This is a genomic window from Streptomyces sp. NPDC093795, assembly GCF_044764665.1.
Lineage (GTDB): Bacteria > Actinomycetota > Actinomycetes > Streptomycetales > Streptomycetaceae > Streptomyces.
Genome location: NZ_JBIWIO010000003.1, coordinates 243,630 through 266,165, shown reverse-complemented (window position 1 = coordinate 266,165; position 22,536 = coordinate 243,630). Strand labels below are relative to the sequence as shown.

Below are 22,536 nucleotides of genomic sequence, written 5' to 3'. Positions count from 1 at the left end.
CGCTCATTTCGTAATTGCTCGACAAAGTCGAGTCTCTTTGAGCTCAGCGGGAGGGATCAGACCTCGCGCCACTTCGCCTGGCCGAAGGAGAAGACGCCGAAGAGCACGAGCCCGACGGCCACGGCTATCAGCAGCCACGGGCCCGCCGGGGTCTGCGCGAACGAACGGATCGCGTCGTCCATGCCCTTGGCCTCGCCCGCGTCGAACGCGAACGACGCCTTCAGGCCGGAGAAGCCGAGGGCGGCGAAGACGAGCCCGCGGCCGACCCCGCCCGCCACGCCCGTCACGTCCATCAAGCGGCGCTGGTACGACGGCATCCGACCCCACGCCAGATGCTTCCGGTACTTCCGCGCCACGGCCCGACCGGCGATCCACAGCCCGGCCCCCAGGAAGCCGGCCGCGACCGCGCCGACCCACCACTGGCCGCCCGGGAGAGCGAGAAGGCGTCCGGTGACGTCCTGGCTCTGCCGGTCGGTCGAGCCCGCGCCGCTGCCCCGGTCCCCCGCCGCGAAGGACAGGACGAGGAAGGAGGTGACGGCGTAGAAGACGAAGCGGCAGCCGGACAGGGCGCGTTTGCCCGCCCGGTCGCCCTTCGGCCCCGCGGCACCGAAGAGGGCCTCGGAAAGGCGCCACAAGGCCATGCCCGCGAGACCGATGCCGAGGGCCCAGAGGAGTACGGCACCGAAGGGCGTCGCGGCGACGTCCCCGAGTGCCCCGCCCCGGTCGGCCTGTTCGTCCGAACCCGTCACGCCGATCCGTACGGCCAGTGCCCCGATGAGCAGGTACAGCACACCGCGCGCCGCGAAGCCGGCCCGGGCGCCCGCTCGTACGAACTCCCCACGTGCGGCCCTTCTCGCCACGGCCGCCGACGAACCCGTTGTGGTCATGTCCGGTCCTCCCCTTGGGTCAGAACCTTCGGGTTCCCCGCCCTTCCCCACCGAATCCGCCGGAGGCGCCGCAGCCGCCGAATCGGCCGGATCCGCGCTGAATCCGCTGAATCCGCCGAAAGCGGCGTTTCAAGTGCCGCCGACCGGTCAGCCGAGAAGTAACGACTTGTCCACCCACACGTCAGGAGGACCCATGGAAAGCTGGCGCGCAGCCGCGGCCTGCCAGAACGTCGACCCCGATCTCTTCTTCCCGGTGGGGACCGGCGCCCCCGCCCTGGTCCAGGCCGAGGAGGCCAAGGAGGTCTGCCGGCACTGCCCCGTGCGTGAGGAGTGCCTCCGCTGGGCCATGGACGACTCCCGCCAGGTCACGGGGGTCTGGGGCGGGCTCGACGACGACGAACGCCGGTCTCTGAAGCGGCGGTTGCGCCGTGCGGTGCACGCAGGGGAACGGCCTCACCGGTAGGGGGGGATCCGGTGAGGCCGTTCGTTCGGTTCTCCTGGAGGGCTCAGGCCTCCAGGGGGGCCAGCATCCCCTTGCGCAGGCGGGCCAGGTTGCGCGAGAGCAGTCGTGACACCTGCATCTGGGAGACGCCGAGCTTCTTCCCGATCTCCGACTGCGTCATTTCCTCGACGAACCGGAGGTGGAGCAGCAGACGGTCCCGCTCGCCGAGTTCCTCCAGGAGCGGTGCGAGGGCGTGGAAGTCCTCGAAGAGTTCGAGTGCCGGGTCCTCTTCGCCCATGAGGTCGGAGAGCATGGCGCCGCCGTCCTCCTCGTCGCCGCCGATGGCCGCGTCGAGCGAGGTGGACCGGTACGCGTTGGAGGCGATCCGCGCCTCGATGACCTCGTCCTCCGAGAGGTCCATCAGGGCCGACAGCTCCGCCACGGTCGGCGCCCGCCCGAGGCGGGAGCTGAGTTCCTCCGTGGCCTTGGCCAGTTCGACCCGCGCTTCCTGGAGCCGGCGCGGTACGTGGACGGCCCAGGAGGTGTCGCGGAAGAAGCGCTTGATCTCGCCCACGATGCAGGGGACGGCGAAGGTGGTGAACTCCACCTCGCGGGAGATGTCGAACCGGTCGATGGCCTTGATCAGCCCGATGATGCCGACCTGGACGATGTCCTCCATGTCGTCCCCGCGGGCCCGGAAGCGGCCGGCCGCGTAGCGCACGAGCGACATGTTCATCTCGATCAGCGTGTTGCGCGCGTACTGGTACTCGGGGGTGCCCTCCTCCAGTACGGCCATCCTGCCGAAGAACAGCTTCGACAGTTCACGCGCGTCCTTCGGTGCTATCGCACGGGGAGCTTCTACGACGGGCAGGCCCCCCACAGTCGCTTCGGTGCGGTCCTTCGTCTCCGTCTGCACTGCAGTCGACACTCTGCTGTCCCCTTCGTTCGTAGGCAACCCGTATCTCCCCCGGGCGGCTCGCCTACCCCGGCTCTCCCGGATCATGCACAGGAGTTTTGAAACGGGACTTCCGTCCTGTCGTTCCCGGCTCAGCCGGTCCCGGCGAGGGCCAGCCGCGCCTTGACCCGCTTCCCCGTCGGGTGCTGCGGCTCCACGCTCACGCTCTCGCAGACGGCGACGACGATCTCGACCCCGTGCTGGCCGATCCGGCCCGGGTCGTGGCCCCGCGGGACGGGCGACGTCTCGACCCGGTCGAACACGGAGATGTCCAGCGCGTCCTCGAACAGTTCGAGCAGCAGCCGGCAGGGGCCGGGCGCGTGCCGTACCGCGTTGGTCACCAGCTCGCTGACCACCAGACGTGCCAGGTCGATCCGCTCACGGGCCACCGGCTCACGCCCCATGGCCGGCGAAGCGGCGAGGAAGTCCGCGGTGAAGGCACGCGCGGACGCGATCATGCCGTCGTCGGCGTCCCCGACGTCGTAGTCGACACTCACGGACAGCACGGGCTCTCGCGTCGCACGCTCGGTGGCGATCGCGTCCGTCATCGGCTTCCCCCTTTCTCACACGGCTTCGTGCCGTGCTCCGCACACACCTCGTACTCCGCCCTTCCCCCCTTTACCCTTTCCATTCCCTTCGCACCGGAGAATGCCGACCCCCGCCGGTCCGGACAGAGCACGACGACCACGAGAACGCCGCATCGTGCGCCACGAACCGTCACAGGAAGGTACGCGGTCGCCGTGGGCCCGTCATCACCGGAAAGATATGGTTGTTGTGAGGCGAAGGCGCGGCCGGCGGGTCCTGACCCCAAGCGCGGCGAGTTGCTGTGCCGGATTGACACGGAGGGAGTCCAGAAGGCGGTGTGGCGGCGCCCCGAACGCGTACCGCCCTCTGGAGAGATGTGGAGATGACCGGTGTGTCGCACGGCCGACGCCCTCGGCCCCGGACGTCCGAGGAGTGTCGGTAGTCATGAACACCAACCCCGCCGAATCCCAGCGGGAGCCGCAGGAGACGACGCAGGCCGCCCGTGAGCTCATCGAGCTTCTCGAGGTGCTGTGGGAGCGCGGCCGGGACATGGTGTCGTCGACGCCGGTGTCGGCGTCTCAGCTGCGCGTGCTGTACATCCTCGATCGCGAGGAGGGCATCAACCTCCGTGCCCTGGGGGAGCTGCTCGGTTCCGCCCCTCCTTCGGTGAGCCGCATGTGCGACCGCCTGGATGCGCTGGGTTTCGTCCAGCGGCTGCCCAGCCCCGTCAGCCGCCGGCAGCTGGAACTGCACCTGACCGTCCGGGGAAAGACGTACCTGCGTGACCTTCGCGTCCAGCGGGAGGAGGCCCTGCTCGCCGTGATCTCCGCGATGTCGCCGACGAGCCGCAAGGCGCTGCTGCGCGGGCTCACGGGGTTCCAGGAGGCGCTGGGCGAAGGCCCCGCGTCGAACGGCTCGCACGGGGGCGCGCCGCTGAAGGGCGTCCGGTCCGCCTGACCTCTGCGCGCCGTGCGCTCCGTCCGGCCACGTGCCCCATGCCCCACTTGTCGGCACGGGCCGACGCTATCGCCCCTTCCAGTCGAGACAGACGACGAGCGCGTCGTCCTCCAGCGGGGTGCCGCCGTGGTAGGTGGCGAGTTCACGCAGCACCGCCCCCGGGACCTGCGTGGGCGGCAGCAGCCGCGTCGCGGTGAGCGCGCGGGCCAGCGCCCGCTCCCCGTAACTCTCGCCTTCGGGGGAGGCGGCGTCGTACACACCGTCGCTGCCGAACAGCAGCCGGTCCCCCGGGCTCACCGTGAACCGCTCGGGGGTGTAGGCGGTCTCCTCGAACATCCCCAGGGGCAGCTGGGCCTCCAGGGAGACCCGCTCGACGGCCCGGCCGCGCAGGCGCCACAGGCGTGGCGAGCCGGCGTCGACGGCCTCCACCTCGCCCGTGGCGAGGTCGAAGCGCAGCAGGAGCACCGAGACGAAGGCGCTGCCGCGGTACTGGGCGTACACCGCCTGGTCCGCGAGCGCCGCCTGGTCCGCGAGGCCGAGACCGGCCCGGCGGGCGTTGCGGAGGGCGTTGATGGCGAGGTGGGTCAGGAGAGCGGCCTCGATGCCCTCCCCCATCCCGTTGGTGACCGTCAGGGTCAGATGGTCGGCCGAGGCCGACCAGTCGTAGTTGTCGCCGAAGATCGCGTAGGCGGGTTCCAGGTGCGCGCCGAGGGCGAACTCGGGGCGGGCGCACGAGCGGCCGGGAAGGAGCTGCCACTGCATCTCGGCCGCGAGCGTCAGCCGCGTGGCCCGCCGCGCCAGGACGTACACGTCCGTGTCGCGCTCGGCCACCAGGATCTCGTGGCCGAGCGCCTCGCAGAGGTGGCGCAGCTCGGGCAGGAGCGGCACGAGGTCGGTCCCCGCCCGCAGGCCCACCGTGAGGACGCCCATCCTGTCTCCCCTGACGGTGACCGGCAGGTGTACGAAGACGGAGTCGGCCTCCTGGGTGACGTGCGGCTCCTGGGCGCCGAAGGCACGGCCCTGCGGGCTGTCGTGGATCGGGACCTGTCGTGGCGCGTCGGGCGCGCCTCCGACGAGCTGGAGCGAGCGCAGCCCGTAGTCCGCCAGCCGGAGTTCCACCCGCAGCGCGCCGTAGTGCTCCAGCAGGGCGGTCTCCAGGACGCCCACCAGGAGGTGCGGAGCCGCCTGGCGCAGTGCCTGCTCGACTCCGGTGCTCTCGTCCACGTGTTCCCGCTTCTCCTTGTGCCGGGTGCGGCCCCGCCCACGGCGGGACCGCACCGTCCTTCGTCTAGGCCGCTCTGCCGGCCGCGGCCAGCGCTTCCGCCACGTCGGCGTGCAGGGGTGTCGTCATCGTCAGTCCGGTGATCTCCAGAATGCGCCGCACGGCAGGGGTCGGCGCGGCGAGATGGAGGTCGCCGCCGGCCTCCCGTGCGTCCCGCGCCGCCCTGATCAGGACATTCAGACCGGACGAGTCCATGAAGTCCAGCGGGGAGAGGTCCAGGACGAGGTGGCGGCGGCCGTGCAGGAACTGGTTGGCCAGGTGGTGGTGGAGCAGGGTGGCCGTCTCGATGTCGAGTTCGCCTCCCACGGACAGCACCGCCGTACCGGCGTCTCGGATGTCCACTTCGACATCCAGGTTCACTTCTCTCTCGGGCATACTCCCTGCTTTCCACGGTGGAGGAACGGTCGGGCATACGGTCGGGTCGGGCATGCGGTCAGTTGACCCGCACACCGATCAGGCACGTGTCGTCGTCGGTGTCGGACTTGCTGTGCGTGAGCAGCAGGTCCAGGCGTCGTTCGAGGCTGCCGGCCGGGGCCTGGGCCGTGGCGAGGAGCTGGGCCACGGAGTCCTGTACGGAGGTGTCCCGCCGCTCGACGAGACCGTCGGTGTACATCAGCACCGTGTCCCCCGCCTCCAGCTGGATCTCCGCCTCCTCGTACTCGGCCTCGGCGAGGGCTCCGAGCAGCATCCCCCTGAGCAGCGGCAGGTTGCTGGCCTCGGCGCCCCGTACGAGGACCGGCGGGAGGTGCCCCGCCCTCGCCCAGCGCAGTGTTCGGGTCTCGGGGTCGAAGATCCCGCAGACGGCGGTGGCCGTGACGTGGGCGGTGAGGTGGTGCGCCACGTTGTTCAGCCAGGAGAGAAGCTGCGCGGGGCCCGCTCCGGTCACGGCGAGGCCGCGCATGGCGTTGCGCAGGACGACCATCCCGGTGGCGGCCTCGATCCCGTGGCCCGCGATGTCCCCGACGCACAGCAGTATCTTCTTGGACGGCAGCACGACCGCGTCGTACCAGTCGCCACCGACCAGGGACTCGGTCTCGGCCGGCCGGTAGCGTACGGCGACATCGAGGCCGGGGGCGTCGAGCGGAGGCTTGGTCGGCGGCATGATGGCGTGCTGCAGCTGGAGGGCCAGACGGCTGCGTTCCGCCGACTCCTGCTCCGTGACGGCGAGTTGGTCACGGGTGGCGGCCAGGGCGACCTCCGTCCAGTGCTGCGCGGAGATGTCCTGGTAGGCGCCGCGCACGGCGAGGAGCCGCTCGTCGGTGTCGAGGTCGGGTTCGGCGATCACCCGGATGTGGCGGGTGACCCCGTCGCGGCGCAGCATGCGGAAGGCCGTGGAGCTCGCCCGCCGCTGGTGCAGCACGGCCCGCAGGAAGCGCCCGATGGCGACCGCGTCGTCGGGGTGGGCGTACGCCGTGAGGTCACGCAGGGAGACCGGCTGCTCGGTGGTCTCCCGGCCGAAGAGGTCGAAGAGCTGTCCGTTCCAGGTGATCTCCCCGGTCAGGACGTCCTCCTCGAAACCGCCGATACGGCCGAGGCGCTGGGCGTGCTGCAACAGGCTCGCGAGCCGCGCGGACTCGTCCTCGACGCGCCAGATGAGGAGGACGCTGTCCCCGTGGCGGCTGATGCTGATGTCGGCGACGGACGACAGCGGCACCTGGTCCACGAGGGCGGTCATCCGGGTCCGCCGGGCGCGGAAGGGCTCGCCGGTGGCGTAGACGCGCTCGATCTGTTCGAAGAGCTCGCTCTCGCCGGCCGTCGCGGGGTACGCCTCCAGGAGCAGGGTTCCGTCGACGACGCTCCGGGAGCGGCCCGCCGGGTCCTGGAAGTGCGCGTTGGCGTGGCGGATGCGGAAGTCCCGCAGGCGGCCTTCGTCGTCCAGGTACGGAACCAGGACGAGGGCGGGGTCGTAGAGCCCTTCGGCGAGCTCCACCAGCTCCGAGGACCGGTCGGGCGCGGCCGCGTACGCCCGTACCGGCGCCGGCGGTACGGGGAGGGTCTCCAGGGTGTGGGCGCAGAGTTCCGCCAGGGCCTCGATCTGGCGCTCCACGGCCTGGGGCTGGGGTTCCAGAGGGCGGGACCAGCAGATCTCCAGGACGCCGTGGATGCGGCCGCCGGTGCCGGCGGGCACCACCACCCGGCCGCCGTCGGGGTGTCGTGCGTGGCCGATCGAGGGGATGCCGGCGGCTCCGAGCGACGGGATCCATACGGTCCGGCGGCCGGTGAGCGCCTGCCGGGCCGCGGTGGCCACACCGGGCGGTACGTAGCGCCAGCGGGCCGGTTCGTCGGCGCCGAAGCCCGCGTGACCGCGGAGGGTCAGCGAGGCATCGGGGCCGGTGATCCAGATGGCGACGGCGACGGCGCCCAGGGGTGCGAGGGCGTGTGCCAGGAGGGACTCCGCGACGGCCTGGCTGTCCCCCGCGTTGAGCGCTGCGCTCTCGGCGGTACGCAGGCGCACCGCGACCGAGGCGTCGGGTCCTGCGCCCTCGCCGGGCTCGTCCGTCTCGCCGATGGTCCGCCTGACGAAGTCACCGGCGACCTCGGCGACCCGGTCGTGGGCGGCCTGGTTGATGATCTCCGCGGCCAGTTCCAGTTGCGAGAGCCCGGCCTGCTCGGCGAGCTCGGCGAGTTGCCGTGCCGCGGGCGCGGGGCCGCAGCCGAGGCGCTCGACGATGACGCCCTTGGCGAGTTCGATCAGGGCGCGCCCCTCGGCCGCGGCGTGGGCGGCGCGTACCTCTTCGCGGAGTCGTTCCACCGTCGCGGCCAGCCGGCCGACGGTGGAGTGGTCCTCCGGCGGGCGGCTATCCGTGAGGGCGTCGGGGCGCCGCGGTGAGGGGGCGGCGGGCAGCGTGGGCGCGGCCTGCGTCGGAGCACCGTCCCCGTGGGGACCGGCGGCGGTGTCTCCGCCGCGGGGGTGGGGAGCACTCATGACGGGGACTCCTCGGAAACGGCGGCCGTGGGCCGCGGGGCGGACGGGGACATGGTGCGCCGCGCGGGGCGCGGGGCCTGCCGGGTGGGGCGGTGCGGGCCGGTGGGGACACCCATGACGCTATCCGTCGATCAGCCACCGGCGGACGCACGCGATGAGCTCGTCGGCGTCGACCGGTTTGGTCACGTAGTCGCTGGCGCCCGAGGCCAGGCTCTTCTCGCGGTCCCCGGGCATGGCCTTGGCGGTGACCGCGATGACGGGCAGTCCGGCGTGCGCGGGCATCTGCCTGATCCTGGAGGTGGCCGTGTATCCGTCCATCTCGGGCATCATGACGTCCATCAGGACCAGGTCGATGCCGGGGTGCTCGGTGAGCGCCTCGATCCCCTCGCGGCCGTTCTCGGCGTGCAGGACCTTGATGCCGTGCAGTTCCAGGATGCCGCTGAGGGCGTAGAGGTTGCGGGCGTCGTCGTCGACGACGAGCACCGTGCGGCCGTGCAGGGTGTTGTCGATGGTCTGCGGCGCCCACGGCCGGTGCTCGCCGCGCAGCAGGGGTACGACGTCGCCCGGCTGGTCCGCGGAGAGGTGCAGGGCGATCCGCTCGCGCAGTTCGTCGAGGCTGGAGAGCAGTTCGAGGGGCCGCTGGCGGGCCAGCGTCTGGAGGGCCCGTTCCTGTTCGTCGGCGAGCCTGCGGTTGTTGTGGGCGAGGACGGGGACGGTCCGCAGCGCCTCGTCGCCGTCCATGGCGTCGAGGAAGCGCAGCGCCTCGCCGTGGGCCATGTCGACGTCGAGCACGACGCAGTGGAACGGCTGGGTGGCGAGGGCGGTCGCCGCCTCCTGGGGTCCGACGACCGCGATCAGCTCGATGTCCTCCCGGTCCGCGTGGGAGCGGTCGGCGGTCAGCTCGGTGACGGCATTCTCCGCGACGAGCGAGAGCAGTCCGCGCGGGCGCTCCTCGATGACGAGGAGGCGCCTGGTCTGCCGGGCCTGCGGGGCGGCCGGCAGGCCGGGGCGGGTGGTGGGGGCATCGTCGGCGTGCTCCGCGGAGCCCCGCTCCCGTTCGAGCCCGGCCGCCGGGGCGTGGATGGACTGTTCCTTGAAGTCGGCCCGGGCCACGGGCAGATAGAGGGTGAAGGTGCTGCCCTCACCGGGCTCGCTCGCGGCCGTGAGGGCGCCTCCGAGGAGGTAGGCGATCTCCCGGCTGATGGACAGGCCGAGGCCGGTGCCGCCGTACTTGCGGTTGGTGGTGCCGTCCGCCTGCTGGAAGGCGCCGAAGATGGCCTCCAGGTGCTGGGAGGGGATGCCGATGCCGGTGTCCTTGACCCGGAAGGCGACCACGGCGCCGCCGCGGTGGACGGTCGCGGGGAGCTCGTCGTCGGACGCGGGCTCGATGCACAGGTCGACGCTGCCGCGCTCGGTGAACTTGACGGCGTTGGAGAGCAGGTTGCGCAGCACCTGCCGCAGCCGGGTGTCGTCGGTGACCAGGTCGGCGGGTGCGCCGGGGGCGGTGGAGACGGTGAAGGTGAGGCTCTTCTGCGTGGTGAGCGGGCGGAACGTCGCTTCCACGTAGTCGAGGAGCCTGCGCAGCGGCACCCGTTCCGGGTTGAGGTCCATCTTCCCGGCCTCGACCTTGGACAGGTCGAGGATGTCGTTGATCAGCTGGAGGAGGTCGGATCCGGCGGAGTGGATGATGCCGGCGTACTCGACCTGCTTGGCCGTGAGGTTGCGGGTCGGGTTCTGGGCGAGCAGCTGGGCGAGGATCAGCAGGCTGTTGAGCGGGGTGCGCAGCTCGTGGCTCATGTTGGCCAGGAACTCGGACTTGTACTTCGACGCGAGGGAGAGCTGCTGGGCCCGGTCCTCCAGCTCCTGCCGGGCCTGCTCGATCTCCAGGTTCTTGGCCTCGATGTCGCGGTTCTGCGAGGCGAGCAGGGCCGCCTTGTCCTCGAGTTCGGCGTTGGAGCGCTGCAGTTCGACCTGCTGCACCTGGAGTTCCTCGGAGCGGGCCCGCAGCTCGTCGGCCAGCCGCTGGGACTCGTCGAGGAGTTCATCGGTACGGGCGTTGGCGACGATCGTGCTGACGTTGACGCCGACCGTCTCCATGAGCTGCTCCAGGAAGTCCCGGTGCACGGAGGTGAAGGGGGTGAAGGACATCAGCTCGATGACGCCGAGGACCTGGTCCTCGACCACCATCGGCACCACGATCAGGCTGCCCCGCGCCGTCCGGCCAAGCCCCGAGGAGATGGACACGTAGTCCTCGGGTACGTTCTCGGCGGCGATGGTACGGCGGCTGCGCGCGGCCTGGCCGACGAGGGACTCGCCGAGGCGGAACCGGTCGTGGCCCGTGCTGCTCGCCGGGCGGCCGTAGGAGCCGACGAGGCCGAGCTCGATGCCTTCCGGGGTGTCCTCCGCGAGGTAGAAGGCGCCGTACTGGGCGGAGACGAGCGGGGTCAGCTCGTCCATGACGAGCTCGGCGACGACGGACAGGTCTCGGTGGCCCTGCATGAGGGCGGAGATCCGGGCGAGGCTGGACTTGAGCCAGTCCTGTTCCTGGTTGGCCCGGGTCGTCTCGCGCAGCGAGCCGACCATGGAGTTGATGTTGTCCTTGAGCTCGGCGACCTCGCCGGAGGCGTCGACGGTGATCGAGCGGGTCAGGTCGCCCTCGGCGACCGCGCTCGCTACCTCGGCGATGGCACGGACCTGACGGGTCAGGTTCCCGGCGAGTTCGTTGACGTTCTCGGTGAGCCGCTTCCAGGTGCCGGAGACGCCCTCGACCTCGGCCTGACCGCCCAGGCGGCCCTCGCTGCCGACCTCCCTCGCGACGCGGGTGACCTCGGCGGCGAACGCCGACAGCTGGTCGACCATCGTGTTGATGGTGGTCTTCAGCTCCAGGATCTCGCCCCGGGCGTCGACGTCGATCTTCTTGGACAGATCGCCGTTGGCGACCGCCGTGGTGACCTGGGCGATGTTGCGGACCTGCCCGGTCAGGTTGTTCGCCATGGAGTTGACGTTGTCGGTGAGGTCCTTCCAGGTGCCGGCCACGTTCGGCACCCTCGCCTGGCCGCCGAGGCGGCCCTCGGTTCCCACCTCGCGTGCGACCCGGGTCACCTCGTCGGCGAAGGCCGACAGGGTGTCCACCATCGTGTTGATGGTGTCGGCGAGCGCGGCGACCTCGCCCTTGGCCTCCACCGTGATCCTGCGGGAGAGGTCACCGCGGGCCACGGCGGTCGCGACCTGGGCGATCGAGCGCACCTGCCCGGTCAGGTTGGACGCCATCACGTTGACGTTGTCGGTGAGGTCCTTCCAGGTGCCCGAGGCGCCCCGCACGGTGGCCTGGCCCCCCAGGTTGCCCTCGGTCCCGACCTCCCTGGCGACGCGGGTGACCTCGTCGGCGAACGCCGACAGCTGGTCGACCATCGTGTTGATGGTGGTCTTCAGCTCCAGGATCTCGCCCCGGGCGTCGACGTCGACCTTCTTGGACAGGTCGCCGGTGGCGACGGCGGTGGCGACGTGCGCGATGGCCCGGACCTGCGCGGTGAGGTTCCCGGCCATGGAGTTGACGGAGTCGGTCAGATCGCGCCAGGTGCCGGAGACGCCCTTGACGTCGGCCTGACCGCCGAGGATGCCCTCCGTGCCGACGTCACGGGCCATGCGCGTGACCTCGTCGGCGAAGGAGGAGAGCTGGTCGACCATCGTGTTGATGGTGTTCTTGAGCTCCAGGATCTCGCCGCGGGCGTCGACGTCGATCTTCTGCGAGAGGTCGCCCTTGGCGACGGCGGTGGCGACCTGGGCGATGTCACGGACCTGTGTGGTGAGGTTCCCGGCCATCGCGTTCACGGAGTCGGTCAGATCCGCCCAGGTGCCGGAGACACCGGGCACGTCGGCCTGGCCGCCCAGGGTCCCCTCGGTTCCCACCTCGCGGGCGACCCGGGTCACCTCGGAGGTGAAGAGGGAGAGCTGGTCGACCATGCCGTTGAACACACTGGAGATCTCGCCCATCAGGCCGCTCGCCTCGTCGGGCAGACGGGTGCCGAAGTCCCCGTCCCGCACGGCGGTGAGACCCGCCAGGAGCTGCCGCAGCTCGGACTCCCCCACCGCGGCCGGCCCCGGCCGCCGCGCGGCCGAGGAGCCTTCGATCGTCGTCTCAGACATGCCTCATCCTCGTTCGCTCACCAGGCACCCACTGAGGGGTCGTACGTCACGGACGCTGGTCCGGGCCGCTGCCCCTCCCGTACGGCTCCGGCCTCGACCGTTGCCGTACGGCAATAAAGACGACACTACCCCGCTGTGATCGACACGAGGAGAGCGGTAGCGGATCAGGCGGCCGGAACGAGTCGCTGCCCGGAGCGTCCCGGCCCGCCCCGCGCCCCCCGGAGGCCTACTTGCCCAGGCCGTCCCGGCTCAACCCGCATGGAAGCGGGGAAGGGGGGTACGCGGCGCTTCGATCCGGGCGGTCGGCGCCCTGACGGCGAAGGGAGAAGCACTGTGTTGATGGCCCATCCCGCGGTGTTGAGCAATCTGATCGAGCAGTACGAGACGCTGAGGATGCTCCACGCGGAGAACGGCAGCATCGAGGTACGCCGGCGCATGGACGACATCGCGTACACGCTGTGCGTCTCCACGGGCACGCGTGACGTGGACACAGCTCTGATCGCCGCCCGCCACCGTCTGCCCGGCGCGCGCACGGAGGACGACTCGGTCCTGATGGCCTGAAACCAGCACAGCCGAACCCGGCACGGCCCTCGGTAGGAGGACCGTGCCGGGTTCGGCTTTTCCCGGGCGGGATCCCGGCCTGCTCCCCGCCTACACGACCTGCACACCTACGCGACCGCGCCCGCCGCCGGAGTCGGCAGCGGGCGCGGTCGGGTGTATGCGAACGGGGGGTGGCCCTACCAGCGGTACCAGCGCCCCGTGCCGCCCTTCGGCCGGGCCACGAAGCCCAGCAGCCAGACGACGAGCACGATCACGGCGATCCACCAGAGGGCCTTCACCGCGAATCCGGCACCGAACAGAATCAGCGCCAGCAGGAGAACCAGCAGCAGGGGAACCATGTGTCAACAACCTCCGGAATTCCGATTTCCTTTTCGGTGGCAGGGAAATGCAATCGGCATTTCCCGGATCACCGCGTGTCAGAGACGGCCGCCCGTGAGCCGGGAGACCGGACCGCGGGACCGCAGCCCCGCCCGGCGCCCCAGCGCGTACGCGCCGGTGAGCACGGCCGCCGCGCTCACGGCGGCGCTGCCGGACACAGCCTTGCGGGCCCGTACGGCGGTCAGCAGCGTGCCACCGGTGCCGCGGACGGCATGGACGGCCGCCAAGGTCTTCTCGGCGAGAGGAGCGGGAAGCGCCGTCAAGGTCCCGGCGGCCGCTTCCCCACTCTCCTCCACCGCGTGGACGGTCTTCTTCGCCTCGTCCGAAGCTCGGCTCGTTCGGTTTCGCGTTCCGGTGCTTTCCGAAGCAGCACGCGAATTGTTCCGACCGGACGGGGTCTCGTTGCTTTTCTCCGATGCACTCATAAACACCGTCTAGCCGGACCCGGCCGAAACAAACCCCTCTTCACAGGAGTTTGCCGAGCGGACCGAGATCGATATTGAGGTCCTCCGGTTCGAGCCCGAAGCGGTCGCGCAGCAGCCCCATCCGGTCCTCCAGGAGCATGAGGGTCAGACCGAGCCGTTCTTCCTGCTCCTCGGTGAGATCGCCCACTTCGACCCGGCGCAGGGCCTGGCGTTCCATCAGCTGGCGCAGCAGCTCGATGACGGTCAGGACCAGACAGGCGAGGTCGCGTTCGACGGTGTCGGGGTCGAGTTCCACCCGTCGCGGCCGGGTCGTCATGGGGTCACCTGCTTCCACGGGGAGGGCACGGCGTCGCCGACGGAGCTGATGAGCGCCTTCAGGTCGACGCGGACGAGGTCGACGTCGGCGATCGTGAGGGTGATGTCGCCGGCCAGGACCACACCGCCGGCGAGCAGCCGGTCGAGCAGGTCGACGAGCGCGATCTCCCGCTGGTCGGTCATCGGTCGGGCCGGCTGGTCGGTCATCGGTCCGGCCCCTCGTCGGCCCCGGTCCGTGTGAACGAGTAGGGCACCCAGGGGCCGGTGATCTCCACGCGCAGGCCGACGTGGACGTCTTCGGGCGGGGGGACCGCGTCCAGGAACTCCTGCCGCCTCTCGTCGGGGACGAGGTAGGCGGCGTTGAAGACGTTCCGGCCGGGCCCCTCGGACAACCGGGCCTGCTGGGGCGGGTGCAGCACCGTCTCCGCCGCCACGCGCGCGAGCACCTCGTGCAGCTGCCGCGCGGTGAGGGCCGCCGTGTCCTCGACGTCCTGGCGGGCCCGCCGGTCCCCGAGACGGCGGCGCAGGTAGTCGCGCCCGGAGCCTCCCGGGGCCGCGGCGCCTGGGCCAGTACTGCCCGAGCCGGCGGTGGTGGCGGTGCTGTCCGCGCTCGTGGACGCGGGTTCTGCGGGTGTCTCGTCGACGTACAGCTTGATTCCCCACTCGTGGGCGCCGGTCAGCCGGTCGATGGTCTCCGACAGGCGGTGTGCGCCGTCTTCGAGGAGGCGGCGCACTCCCGGTTCCCCGCGGCAGACGGTCGCGAGCCGCAGCGGCACGGTGGTGACGTGCCGGCCCGCTGCGGCGACCACGCGGTGGTGGGCCCTGGCGACCTCCGCGAGCCAGTCCAGGTCTTCAAGGCGTCGGCGCAGAGGCGCTTCGTCGAAGTCGGCCGCCGGGACCGGTTCGACGAGGGCGGTCAGGCCCCGGTGCGCGACGGTCGTGAGGCCCGCGCCCAGGGTCTCGCCGGCCGGGGGGCCGGGAGGCGCCCCGGTGGTGGTGGAGGACCGGACGACGGCGTACACGTAGAGCAGCGGTTCGTCGTTCATGACTCCTGCCTCGCCTCCAGTTCGGCGATCCGGCGGCGCAGCTCTTCGTTCTCCTGGCCGAGTTCGTTGCGGCGGGCTCCGGACGACAGGGCGGGGTCCTGCTCCCACCAGTCGATGCCCATCTCCTTGGCCCGGTCGACCGACGCCACGACGAGGCGCAGCTTGATGGTGAGGAGTTCGATGTCGAGCAGGTTGATACGGATGTCCCCGGCGATCACCACGCCCTTGTCGAGGACGCGTTCCAGGATGTCGGCGAGGTTGGCCGACTGGTCGTCGTACGGACGCGGAAGCCCCGACGGCATCGTCATACGGTGTCCTCCTCGTCTTCCAGCTCTTCTTCCGGGTCGTCTTCCGGGTCGTCTTCCGGGTCTTCTTCCAGCTCTTCTTCCGGGTCGTCTTCCCGGTCCTCTTCAGGCTCCGTGGGCGTCACGGCGGCCTCGTCGAGCATCAGCGAGCCGGCGTAGTGGCGCAGTTCGTCCTCGATCCGGCGGCGCATCCTCCCCGTTCCGCCCGCACGGCCGCCGGGCCATCGCGGCCGGTACTCCACGGCGAGCACGACGGAGGTGAGGTTCTCGGCGGCCTCGTGGAAGCTCACGGCGCCACGGGTGGGGCCCTTCGCCCCGTCGCGGGTCCAGGCGATGGTCCGCTCCCGGTCCCGCCGGGTCACCCGGGCGGGCCGCCCACGGCCGGGCCGGGGGCCACTCGGCGTGCGCCCCCGGCCCGACCAGTGGTCGACCCATCCTTCGTACGCGACGGCCACCGGCACCGCCACCTGCACCGTGGCCACCAGCGAGGCGGGCGGCACGGCCCGTTCCCCGAGCGTGCCCCTGAGGTGGCGCAGGCGGCCGGTGACGTCATGGAACCGGGCGGAGGACCGGCCCATGACCCGGGCGGCGCCGATGACCAGCCGCGCGGTGTGGCTCATCTGCCGTCCCTCCGCGCCGCGTCCAGGCGGGCCAGGAGCTCGTCCTCGCGGCGGTCGAACTCCGCCTCCTCGATCTCACCGGCCTCGAACGCCGCGACGAGACCCGCCAGTTCTCGGTGGACGACCTCGGGGTTGTAGTACTCCCGCTCCGCCACCTCGACGACCTGCCGCAGCACCCAGGCGGTGCCCCGCACCGGCGCGGCCGGCAGCAGGAGGACCTCCGTGAGCAGTCCCATGGGGTCACTCCGTCTCGACGAAGCTGTACACGGGCAGCGGTCCCGTCACCTGTTCCTTGAGGTGCTCGTGCTCCTGGTGGAGGGCGCGCACGGCGCCGAGGAACTCCTCCTGGCGTTCGCGTTCCACGAGGAACGACAGGTTCGCCAGCCAGCCGCTGCCCTCCGGTCCGCGCACGACCGCAGCCGCGTACGGCGCGAGGGTCTGTTCGACGAGCGCCGCGTCGGTCTTCTCCCGCTCGGCGACGGCCCGCGCGACCAGTTCGCCGAAGGCGAGCTTCTCCTCGTGACTGGCACCGCCCGCCGCGCGTTGGGCGGCGTGCCGGGCCAGCAGGCCGGGGTCTCCGGCGAGCACCACATGCAGCACGGTCTCCTCGTCGTGGTAGACCTTGACGTTGAACTCCTCCTTGCCGTCGAGCTTCTCCAGCCGCTCCAGATAGCGGTCGTGGTGCTCCTCGAGGATGGCGGCGACGGTCTCGTCGTCGGGCGAGACCCCGCCGAACCGCAGCGGCAGCACCGGGCCGTCCTTGCCGGCCAGGATCACGACGTGCTGGTGCGCGAGCAGGTCGCGGCGCTTCGCCTTCAGTTCGGGCGGCGCGTCGCTGCACAGGGCCACCAGGTCGCCGCTGCGGACGGTGCGGACGGGCCGCGGGGGTTCGCCGATGCCCTCGATCGGGTCGGGCAGCTTCCGGTCGGCGGGGGCGATGCCGTAGACGTACGTGCTCATTCCTTCTCCTCCCGGCGGGTCGAGGTGCGACGACGCGATCCGCCGCTGCTGCTACTGCTGCTCTTCTCCTCCGTCGCGTCGTCCTTCGCCTGGTGGAAGGCGTCGGAGATGCTCTGCGCGGCGCCGCTCAGCGCGCCCTTGGTCTTGGCGCGGGCGCCGGACTCGGTCGCGTCGCCGAGCAGTTCGGGCAGGCCGGGGTTCTTCCGCGGACCGGCTTCCAGGTCAAGGCGGTTACAGGCCTCGGCGAAGCGCAGATAGGTGTCGACGCTCGCCACGACGACCCGTACGTCGATCTTCAGGATCTCGATGCCGACCAGGGAGACGCGCACGAACGCGTCGATCACCAGGCCACGGTCAAGAACCAGTTCGAGTACGTCGTACAGACCGCTGGAGCCACCCCCGGAGGTGGCCGGAGCGGCGGTCTGGGTGGGCATGACAGTCATAGTTCTCGGTCTCCCTCTCGTCTCGGGACGGACGGGTACGGGAAGGGGCGGGGCCGCGTCGCTCAGCGGCGGTCCGCACGTCCCCGCTCGTAGCGGCGGGCGCGCCGGTAGCCGATGAGGTGCCCGCTGTGGTCGGCTTCGACCTCGTACGAGGCGAGCAGGCTCATCGTGTCCGGTACGCGCTGCAGTTCCAGGACTTCGACCGTGAGGTGCCAGTCGCCGTCCTCGCCGCGTCCGCAGGAGCTGACGGCCTCCGCCGGCTGGTTCAGGAGGAGCGCGAGCTGCTCCATCACCGTCCGGATCACCTCGGCCACCGGTGGATGCCGTTCCTTCTCCGTCTGCGCGGCCTTGCTCTCCGTCCCGCTTTCCGATGAATGGGCCATGACGTTCTCCTCTCTCGTCTTGCCGGGTGTTCCATCCCCAAACCGGTTGAAACGTCCCGTACTTGTGGGGTGGGGGTCAGCGCAGGCCGTTCACCCGCGACAGCGCCGCGACGCCGAGGGCCGCGAGCAGCACCTGCGCCAGCCACTCGGTCCAGTCCGCCCCCGAGGTGTCGGAGAGCCCCGCCACCCGGGCGATGGCCGTACCGACCAGTGCGGCCGTGATGCCGACGACGACGGTCCACAGCACGCCGATGTGCTGGCGCCCGGGGACGACGAGCCGCCCCAGCGCACCGACGGCCGTTCCGATGACCAGCGCGCTGATCACGCCTGAGATCTCCACCGTCGCCTCCCCGGCCTCCGGGCAACGTGCCCTTCGACCCGCCTGCCCGCCGCGCGCCACTCCACGCCCGGCCGAGGCCTCCGAAGGCCTAACGGGCCGTCGGGCGCTCCGGGGCCCACGAGGACCGCAGCTGTTCCTCGTACCGCGCCACGCCGTCACGGTCGACCGCGATCGCGGCGTAACGCCAGGTCAGGCCGTCGGTCGGCGTCCCGGCGTACAGGACGATCCCCTCGCCGCGCGCGGGGTCGAAGGCGATCCGGCCGGTGCGCAGCCGGTCCACGGCCTCCTCGAAGGAGTACGGCTCCGGCGCCCGCAGCCGGCCCGTCGCCCAGGTGGGGTCAACGGCTCCGGATGTGGCGCCTGTTGCGACTGCGGCTCTCGCGGCCAGGCGGGTCACCATGGCCTGCGGGGTGGTCGTGGCCGTACGCCGCACATTGCTCTCGCCCGCGTGGAGTCCGCCGTCGGCCGACACCATCGCGTCGATGCTGAAGGGCCCGGCGTAGCCGTGCTCCGCAAGGAAGCCGCCCAGCGCGCGCCCCCACGACTCCAGCGTCGGCGCGCACTCCGCCGCGGCGGCGGGCAGGGGTGACAGATAGCCCGTGAAGCAGCCCTCCACGGTCCGCATCTCGCCGGTGAACAGCGTCCTCGGCCCCTCGGGGCCCGTCTCCAGCTGGACGCTCACCGACCGCGCCACGTCGATCTCCTCCTCGACGACCCACAGCCCCTCCGTCCCGCCCACCGGGGCGAGCTCGTCCCCGGCCCAGGGGGCGTCCGCCGACGAGAGGAACAGCAGACCGTGGCCCCCGGCGGACCGGTCGGGCTTGACCACGACCCGTTCGTGCGAGCCCAGCAACTCCTTGACGACGCCCGCCACCTCGGCGCGGCGACAGACGCGGCCGTCCGGCAGCCGCATGCCGAGGGCCCGTGCCGTACGCCGGAACCCGGCCTTCGTGTTGAGGAGCCTGGTCACGTCGAGCGCGGCCTCGGCCGCTTCGGCGGAGGTGTACGGCGTCACGGTCGCTCCCAGGCCGCGGGCGAGGCCGACGGCCGCGGTGTCCAGGGCCGTGGGGAGGACGGCGGCCACGGGGCGGCCGGCGGACGCCCCGCGCACCGCGTCGACGGCCGCGCGGAGCGGCGCCCGACCGTCCGCCGACACGAAGCCGCCGGGCAGGGTGATCACCGTCACCGATCGGCGGGGAACGCCGGTCAGGGCACAGGCGTACTCCAGGAACGCCTCACCGACCGGCACCGGGGTCACGAGGATGTCTCCGGGGCGCAGCAGCCACACCTCACGGGGCGCCTGCTCCGCCCAGGCGCCGAGCACCTCGCGCTGTTCGAGGTCCACCGCGAGATCGGAGACGAGGTTCGCGTAGAGGACCTGAAGGCCGGACGTGTCCATGCGGGGTCCTCTCGCGTGAGGGCGGCGTGCGGGGCGGAGGCGCGCGCGGGGCGCGGTCAGACGCTGATGTGCATGACGCAGATGTCGTCGCGACGGGTGTCCGGGTCGACCAGGGAGTCGATCACGTCGTCGAGCAGACGGTCGCCGCCGCTGTGCTCGACCGCCGTACGGGCCAGGCGGGCCAGACCGTCGTCGAGCAGCTGCCCGGGTGCCTCGACCAGGCCGTCCGTGAAGAACAGCAGATGGTCTCCGGGCAGCAGCCGGATGGTGGACGAGTCGTAGCGCGTGGCGGTCGTGGCGCCGAGGAGGACGCCGTGGGGCGACGGCAGGTAGCGGGCCTCGCCCTGGCGCAGGAGGAGCGGCGGCAGGTGGCCGGCCTGCACCCAGGTGAGGAGTTCCGTGGCGGGCTCGTACCGCGCCATGATCACCGTGGCGGTGTTGAAGGCGCGCTCCGCGCTGTGCCACAGGAGCGTGTTGAGCCGGGCGAGGATCGTGGCGAGCGGCATCCCGGTGATCGCCATGCCCTTGGCGGTGAAGCGCAGCTGGGCCATCGTGGCCACGGCGTCGAGCCCGTGGCCTGCGACGTCTCCGACCACGAGCAGCGCGCTGCCGTCGGGGAGTTCGATGGCGCTGTACCAGTCGCCTCCGACGTTGATGCCCTCCTGGTGGGGCTGGTAGGCGACGTCGACGGTGAGGCCGGCCAGGCGCAGCGACTGCTGCGGAAGGGGCAGCAGGGCGTGCTGGAGCCGGGCGGCCAGGCCGCGCTCGGCCGCCAGTCTCCCCTGCTGTGCCAGGGCGGTCCGCTCGTGCCCGAGAAGTCGCTCCTCGGCCCGTGTCCTGGCGGTGAGGTCCTGGAAGAAGCCGTGGATCTCGACGGGCGTGCCGAGGGCGTCGGTCTCGGCCTCGGCGACGAGCCGGACGTGCCGGACCTCCCCGCGGTCCGTGGTGATGCGGAAGGTGTGGTCGACGGCTTGCCCGGCTCCGAGGAGGCGCCGGATGTCGTCGCCCAGGGCGGGCAGGTCTTCGGCGACGACGTGCCGGGGCAGCTCCTCCAGCGTCATCGGGCCGCGGGACGGGTCCCGGTCGAAGATGTCGTAGACCTGTTCCGACCAGGTGAGGGTGGAGCGGACGAGGTCCCAGTTCGCCCAGCCCAGGTTCCCGAGGCGCTGCATCACCTCCAGGCGGCGCTGCTCGCGCTCGCCGCTGTCGAGGCGTACCCAGGAGACGATCAGACCTCCCTGGCAGGCGGCCGCGCGGACGCTGTACCGGGAGCGGCGGGGGACGCCGGCGAGCAGCTCCTCGTACTCGAAGCTCTCGGCGTCGTAGCGGGCGCCGCCCTCCAGCGCGCCGAGGTACCCGCGCCACAGGGCCGTGCCCCGCACGGTCGGATACGTCTCGACGACGCTGACTCCCACCAGTTCCTTGCCTCTGCGGCCCCCGATGTCCACGGCGTCGGGCGAGGCCGCCTCGACCCGGAAGTCCTCCACCTCACCGTCCGCCCCGAAGAGCGGTACGAGGAAGGTCACCGAGCCGGGAAGGCCGTCCAACAGCTCCTGGACGACGGACGCCGTGGGGGCGGTGGTGCGCGCTCCTTCGGCCGTCATGGAACGAGCATGCCACGGATGGAGACGAAGGCCCCGCGGGGTCGTACCCGGCGCGCTCACCCGGTCGATCCGTGGGTCGCCACGACACGGAACGTACGGAGGGAGGGGTCGGCCGCGTCCGGGATGAGCATGCCGTGCCCGACGCCGCTGCGCAGGTAGTCGACGACCTCGTCGGTGATGACCTCGCCCGGCGCGATCGCGGGCACGCCCGGCGGGTAGGGGGTGATCAGCTCGGCCGCGATCCGGCCCGCGGCGTGCTCCGCCGGTACGTGGTCCGCCTCGGCGAAGAACGCGTCGCGCGGCCGCATCGCCTGCTCCAGTTCCAGTGCCGAGGGGCGCGGCAGGTGGACGGGCCGCTGCCGCTCCATGGAGTCGGCGCCCTCGACGAGCGCCCGCAGCGCGGCGAGCAGGGTGGCCTCGGTCTCGTCGTCGTCGGCGTGGGTGAGGGAGGCGCTGATGCGGCAGGTGTCGGAGCTTCCGACGTCGACGTGGCGGTGCGTGCGCAGCCATTCGGCGGCCTGCATGCCGGTCACGCCCAGTTCCCGTACGTCGATGACGAGCTTCAGCGGGTCGAGGTCGGCGGCGAGCCCCGCGTGGACGACCTCGCGGTCCATGAGCCGCAGTCCGGGCAGCTCCTGGATCGCGGCGCGGATCCTTCCCGCGCGGCGCAGGGCCGTGTCGAGCAGTTCGTGGCCGTGTTCGGCCATCTGCCGGCGCCAGCCGTCGAGCGTGGCGTAGACGAGGGAGGAGGCGCTGGTGGTGCCGAGGAGGTCCTCGCGCTGCATGAGCACCTCGGGCGACACCCGGTCGTGCTGGAGGTGGAAGACCGAGCTCTGTTCGATCGCCCCGCCCATCTTGTGGACGCTCGTGACGACCAGGTCCGCCTCGTGGAACATGCCCCAGGGCGGCAGGCCCGGGTGAAAGGGCAGGTGGGCGCCCCACGCCTCGTCGACGATGAGGGGCACGTCGAAGTCGTGGCAGACGCGTGCCACGCCCTGGATGTCGGCGCAGGTTCCCCAGTCGGTGGGGGTGATGAGGAGCATCCCCTTGGCGTCGGGATGCTCCTTGAGGCGGCGGCGTACGTCGTCCGGCTCCGGCGGGTGCGCGAGGTGGCGCTCCGCGTCGAACTTCGGGTGGACCCAGACGGGCTCCACGCCGTTGATGACGACGGCCGAGATGACGGACTTGTGCGCGTTGCGCGAGAGCAGCAGCTTCTCTCCGGGGCCCGCCACGGCCAGCATGGCCGTCTTGACGGAGAGGGAGCTGCCGGAGGTCGAGAAGAAGGTCCGCTCGGCGCCGACCGCGTCGGCCATCAGCTCCTGGGCGTGGCTGAGGACCCCCTGGGACTCTCTGCGGTCGTCGAGCCCGTTGAGCAGGAGGACGTCCGAGCGGAACACGTCGAGCCCGACGACGTCCGCGACCCGGGGGTCCGCCCCGCGCCCCTGCTTGTGACCGGGCGGCCCGTACACGACGTCGTTCCTTCGCCGGAACTCCTGCAGGGCCTCCAGTACCGGAGCACGTGACTGGTCCATCGTTCCTCCCAAGGCCGGACGGCGCGAGTTCGGGACCGCCCTCGGGGTGAGGGCGGCCACTCGGGTTCCCCACGCGTCTTGCCCGTGGCCGCCACCGGAAACGTG

At 71.6% G+C, this 22,536-nt stretch carries 25 protein-coding genes; 3 read left to right on the top strand and 22 right to left on the bottom strand.

Annotated features, from left to right (window positions below):
* Positions 1-56: 56 nt before the first annotated feature.
* Positions 57-887, bottom strand: a complete 831-nt coding sequence (locus tag ACIRB7_RS10090) for a DUF1206 domain-containing protein (protein WP_403595089.1) — start codon at positions 885-887, stop codon at positions 57-59.
* Positions 888-1,080: 193 nt separating this feature from the next.
* Here ACIRB7_RS10090 and ACIRB7_RS10085 point away from each other — a divergent pair, with 193 nt between their 5' ends.
* A complete protein-coding gene (locus ACIRB7_RS10085) occupies positions 1,081-1,350 on the top strand; it encodes a WhiB family transcriptional regulator (protein ID WP_403595086.1) in 270 nt (89 codons plus the stop codon).
* 43 nt (positions 1,351-1,393) lie between these two features.
* Here the strand turns inward: ACIRB7_RS10085 and ACIRB7_RS10080 are convergent, their stop codons facing one another.
* Complete coding sequence (locus ACIRB7_RS10080) at positions 1,394-2,257, bottom strand: RNA polymerase sigma factor SigF (protein ID WP_403595083.1); 864 nt, start codon at positions 2,255-2,257, stop codon at positions 1,394-1,396.
* A 119-nt stretch (positions 2,258-2,376) separates the two neighbouring features.
* Positions 2,377-2,832 carry an ATP-binding protein gene (locus ACIRB7_RS10075; protein ID WP_403595080.1) on the bottom strand — a complete coding sequence of 152 codons (456 nt, stop codon included), beginning with the start codon at positions 2,830-2,832 and terminating at the stop codon, positions 2,377-2,379.
* Between the two features lie 421 nt (positions 2,833-3,253).
* On the opposite strand from ACIRB7_RS10075, the gene ACIRB7_RS10070 reads away from it, so the two are divergent.
* Positions 3,254-3,766, top strand: coding sequence for a MarR family winged helix-turn-helix transcriptional regulator (locus tag ACIRB7_RS10070; RefSeq protein WP_403595077.1), 513 nt, complete (start codon positions 3,254-3,256; stop codon positions 3,764-3,766).
* A gap of 66 nt (positions 3,767-3,832) precedes the next feature.
* On the opposite strand, the gene ACIRB7_RS10065 is transcribed toward ACIRB7_RS10070, so the two are convergent.
* The 4 genes from ACIRB7_RS10065 to ACIRB7_RS10050 form a co-directional block, all read right to left on the bottom strand.
* Positions 3,833-4,990: a PP2C family protein-serine/threonine phosphatase gene (locus ACIRB7_RS10065; RefSeq protein WP_403595074.1), complete on the bottom strand. Its 1,158-nt coding sequence runs from the start codon at positions 4,988-4,990 to the stop codon at positions 3,833-3,835.
* 64 nt (positions 4,991-5,054) lie between these two features.
* Positions 5,055-5,423, bottom strand: a complete 369-nt coding sequence (locus ACIRB7_RS10060; protein ID WP_403595071.1) for an STAS domain-containing protein — start codon at positions 5,421-5,423, stop codon at positions 5,055-5,057.
* 58 nt (positions 5,424-5,481) lie between these two features.
* Positions 5,482-7,974 (bottom strand): SpoIIE family protein phosphatase, encoded by a 2,493-nt coding sequence (locus tag ACIRB7_RS10055; RefSeq protein ID WP_403595068.1) that lies wholly within the window; start codon positions 7,972-7,974, stop codon positions 5,482-5,484.
* A gap of 120 nt (positions 7,975-8,094) precedes the next feature.
* Positions 8,095-12,120: a HAMP domain-containing protein gene (locus tag ACIRB7_RS10050; protein WP_403595065.1), complete on the bottom strand. Its 4,026-nt coding sequence runs from the start codon at positions 12,118-12,120 to the stop codon at positions 8,095-8,097.
* A 333-nt stretch (positions 12,121-12,453) separates the two neighbouring features.
* Between ACIRB7_RS10050 and ACIRB7_RS10045 the strand changes: the two genes are divergently transcribed.
* Positions 12,454-12,681, top strand: a complete 228-nt coding sequence (locus tag ACIRB7_RS10045) for a DUF5133 domain-containing protein (RefSeq protein ID WP_403595062.1) — start codon at positions 12,454-12,456, stop codon at positions 12,679-12,681.
* A 176-nt stretch (positions 12,682-12,857) separates the two neighbouring features.
* Here the strand turns inward: ACIRB7_RS10045 and ACIRB7_RS10040 are convergent, their stop codons facing one another.
* The 15 genes from ACIRB7_RS10040 to ACIRB7_RS09970 all read right to left on the bottom strand — a co-directional run bounded on the left by ACIRB7_RS10040 (position 12,858) and on the right by ACIRB7_RS09970 (position 22,431).
* Positions 12,858-13,019 carry a hydrophobic protein gene (locus ACIRB7_RS10040; protein ID WP_355114277.1) on the bottom strand — a complete coding sequence of 54 codons (162 nt, stop codon included), beginning with the start codon at positions 13,017-13,019 and terminating at the stop codon, positions 12,858-12,860.
* Positions 13,020-13,097: 78 nt separating this feature from the next.
* Complete coding sequence (locus tag ACIRB7_RS10035; RefSeq protein WP_403595059.1) at positions 13,098-13,355, bottom strand: hypothetical protein; 258 nt, start codon at positions 13,353-13,355, stop codon at positions 13,098-13,100.
* A gap of 169 nt (positions 13,356-13,524) precedes the next feature.
* Entirely contained in the window at positions 13,525-13,800 is a 276-nt protein-coding gene (locus tag ACIRB7_RS10030; protein WP_351212141.1) for a gas vesicle protein K, read from the bottom strand.
* Entirely contained in the window at positions 13,797-14,006 is a 210-nt protein-coding gene (locus tag ACIRB7_RS10025; RefSeq protein ID WP_403595056.1) for a gas vesicle protein, read from the bottom strand. Before ACIRB7_RS10025 ends, ACIRB7_RS10030 begins: the two co-directional genes overlap by 4 nt.
* Positions 14,003-14,845, bottom strand: a complete 843-nt coding sequence (locus tag ACIRB7_RS10020; protein WP_403595053.1) for a GvpL/GvpF family gas vesicle protein — start codon at positions 14,843-14,845, stop codon at positions 14,003-14,005. Before ACIRB7_RS10020 ends, ACIRB7_RS10025 begins: the two co-directional genes overlap by 4 nt.
* Positions 14,842-15,153 carry a gas vesicle protein gene (locus tag ACIRB7_RS10015; protein ID WP_403595050.1) on the bottom strand — a complete coding sequence of 104 codons (312 nt, stop codon included), beginning with the start codon at positions 15,151-15,153 and terminating at the stop codon, positions 14,842-14,844. Before ACIRB7_RS10015 ends, ACIRB7_RS10020 begins: the two co-directional genes overlap by 4 nt.
* Positions 15,150-15,770 carry a hypothetical protein gene (locus ACIRB7_RS10010; RefSeq protein WP_403595047.1) on the bottom strand — a complete coding sequence of 207 codons (621 nt, stop codon included), beginning with the start codon at positions 15,768-15,770 and terminating at the stop codon, positions 15,150-15,152. Before ACIRB7_RS10010 ends, ACIRB7_RS10015 begins: the two co-directional genes overlap by 4 nt.
* Positions 15,767-16,006, bottom strand: a complete 240-nt coding sequence (locus ACIRB7_RS10005; protein WP_403595044.1) for a gas vesicle protein GvpG — start codon at positions 16,004-16,006, stop codon at positions 15,767-15,769. Before ACIRB7_RS10005 ends, ACIRB7_RS10010 begins: the two co-directional genes overlap by 4 nt.
* A gap of 4 nt (positions 16,007-16,010) precedes the next feature.
* Positions 16,011-16,730, bottom strand: coding sequence for a GvpL/GvpF family gas vesicle protein (locus ACIRB7_RS10000; RefSeq protein WP_403595041.1), 720 nt, complete (start codon positions 16,728-16,730; stop codon positions 16,011-16,013).
* Entirely contained in the window at positions 16,727-17,173 is a 447-nt protein-coding gene (locus tag ACIRB7_RS09995; RefSeq protein WP_403595038.1) for a gas vesicle structural protein GvpA, read from the bottom strand. The genes ACIRB7_RS10000 and ACIRB7_RS09995 overlap by 4 nt, the downstream gene beginning before the upstream one ends.
* A 62-nt stretch (positions 17,174-17,235) precedes the next feature.
* A complete protein-coding gene (gene gvpO / locus ACIRB7_RS09990) occupies positions 17,236-17,556 on the bottom strand; it encodes a gas vesicle protein GvpO (protein ID WP_403595036.1) in 321 nt (106 codons plus the stop codon).
* Positions 17,557-17,632: 76 nt separating this feature from the next.
* Complete coding sequence (locus ACIRB7_RS09985; RefSeq protein WP_403595033.1) at positions 17,633-17,896, bottom strand: GlsB/YeaQ/YmgE family stress response membrane protein; 264 nt, start codon at positions 17,894-17,896, stop codon at positions 17,633-17,635.
* Between the two features lie 88 nt (positions 17,897-17,984).
* On the bottom strand, positions 17,985-19,295 hold the full coding sequence (locus ACIRB7_RS09980) for a peptide ligase PGM1-related protein (protein WP_403595030.1): 1,311 nt from the start codon (positions 19,293-19,295) through the stop codon (positions 17,985-17,987).
* A 56-nt stretch (positions 19,296-19,351) separates the two neighbouring features.
* On the bottom strand, positions 19,352-20,899 hold the full coding sequence (locus ACIRB7_RS09975) for a PP2C family protein-serine/threonine phosphatase (protein ID WP_403595027.1): 1,548 nt from the start codon (positions 20,897-20,899) through the stop codon (positions 19,352-19,354).
* A 56-nt stretch (positions 20,900-20,955) separates the two neighbouring features.
* Complete coding sequence (locus tag ACIRB7_RS09970) at positions 20,956-22,431, bottom strand: aminotransferase class I/II-fold pyridoxal phosphate-dependent enzyme (RefSeq protein WP_403595024.1); 1,476 nt, start codon at positions 22,429-22,431, stop codon at positions 20,956-20,958.
* Positions 22,432-22,536 lie beyond the last annotated feature (105 nt).

What these genes read in the sequence shown, in the direction of transcription:
- ACIRB7_RS10090 (WP_403595089.1), bottom strand. Translation starts at nt 887, where the DNA reads ATGACCACAACGGGTTCGTCGGCGGCCGTGGCGAGAAGGGCCGCACGT.
- ACIRB7_RS10085 (WP_403595086.1), top strand. Translation starts at nt 1,081, where the DNA reads ATGGAAAGCTGGCGCGCAGCCGCGGCCTGCCAGAACGTCGACCCCGAT.
- ACIRB7_RS10075 (WP_403595080.1), bottom strand. Translation starts at nt 2,832, where the DNA reads ATGACGGACGCGATCGCCACCGAGCGTGCGACGCGAGAGCCCGTGCTG.
- ACIRB7_RS10070 (WP_403595077.1), top strand. Translation starts at nt 3,254, where the DNA reads ATGAACACCAACCCCGCCGAATCCCAGCGGGAGCCGCAGGAGACGACG.
- ACIRB7_RS10060 (WP_403595071.1), bottom strand. Translation starts at nt 5,423, where the DNA reads ATGCCCGAGAGAGAAGTGAACCTGGATGTCGAAGTGGACATCCGAGAC.
- ACIRB7_RS10055 (WP_403595068.1), bottom strand. Translation starts at nt 7,974, where the DNA reads ATGAGTGCTCCCCACCCCCGCGGCGGAGACACCGCCGCCGGTCCCCAC.
- ACIRB7_RS10050 (WP_403595065.1), bottom strand. Translation starts at nt 12,120, where the DNA reads ATGTCTGAGACGACGATCGAAGGCTCCTCGGCCGCGCGGCGGCCGGGG.
- ACIRB7_RS10040 (WP_355114277.1), bottom strand. Translation starts at nt 13,019, where the DNA reads ATGGTTCCCCTGCTGCTGGTTCTCCTGCTGGCGCTGATTCTGTTCGGT.
- ACIRB7_RS10030 (WP_351212141.1), bottom strand. Translation starts at nt 13,800, where the DNA reads ATGACGACCCGGCCGCGACGGGTGGAACTCGACCCCGACACCGTCGAA.
- ACIRB7_RS10025 (WP_403595056.1), bottom strand. Translation starts at nt 14,006, where the DNA reads ATGACCGACCAGCCGGCCCGACCGATGACCGACCAGCGGGAGATCGCG.
- ACIRB7_RS10020 (WP_403595053.1), bottom strand. Translation starts at nt 14,845, where the DNA reads ATGAACGACGAACCGCTGCTCTACGTGTACGCCGTCGTCCGGTCCTCC.
- ACIRB7_RS10015 (WP_403595050.1), bottom strand. Translation starts at nt 15,153, where the DNA reads ATGACGATGCCGTCGGGGCTTCCGCGTCCGTACGACGACCAGTCGGCC.
- ACIRB7_RS10010 (WP_403595047.1), bottom strand. Translation starts at nt 15,770, where the DNA reads ATGAGCCACACCGCGCGGCTGGTCATCGGCGCCGCCCGGGTCATGGGC.
- ACIRB7_RS10005 (WP_403595044.1), bottom strand. Translation starts at nt 16,006, where the DNA reads ATGGGACTGCTCACGGAGGTCCTCCTGCTGCCGGCCGCGCCGGTGCGG.
- ACIRB7_RS10000 (WP_403595041.1), bottom strand. Translation starts at nt 16,730, where the DNA reads ATGAGCACGTACGTCTACGGCATCGCCCCCGCCGACCGGAAGCTGCCC.
- ACIRB7_RS09995 (WP_403595038.1), bottom strand. Translation starts at nt 17,173, where the DNA reads ATGACTGTCATGCCCACCCAGACCGCCGCTCCGGCCACCTCCGGGGGT.
- gvpO (WP_403595036.1), bottom strand. Translation starts at nt 17,556, where the DNA reads ATGGCCCATTCATCGGAAAGCGGGACGGAGAGCAAGGCCGCGCAGACG.
- ACIRB7_RS09980 (WP_403595030.1), bottom strand. Translation starts at nt 19,295, where the DNA reads ATGGACACGTCCGGCCTTCAGGTCCTCTACGCGAACCTCGTCTCCGAT.
- ACIRB7_RS09975 (WP_403595027.1), bottom strand. Translation starts at nt 20,899, where the DNA reads ATGACGGCCGAAGGAGCGCGCACCACCGCCCCCACGGCGTCCGTCGTC.
- ACIRB7_RS09970 (WP_403595024.1), bottom strand. Translation starts at nt 22,431, where the DNA reads ATGGACCAGTCACGTGCTCCGGTACTGGAGGCCCTGCAGGAGTTCCGG.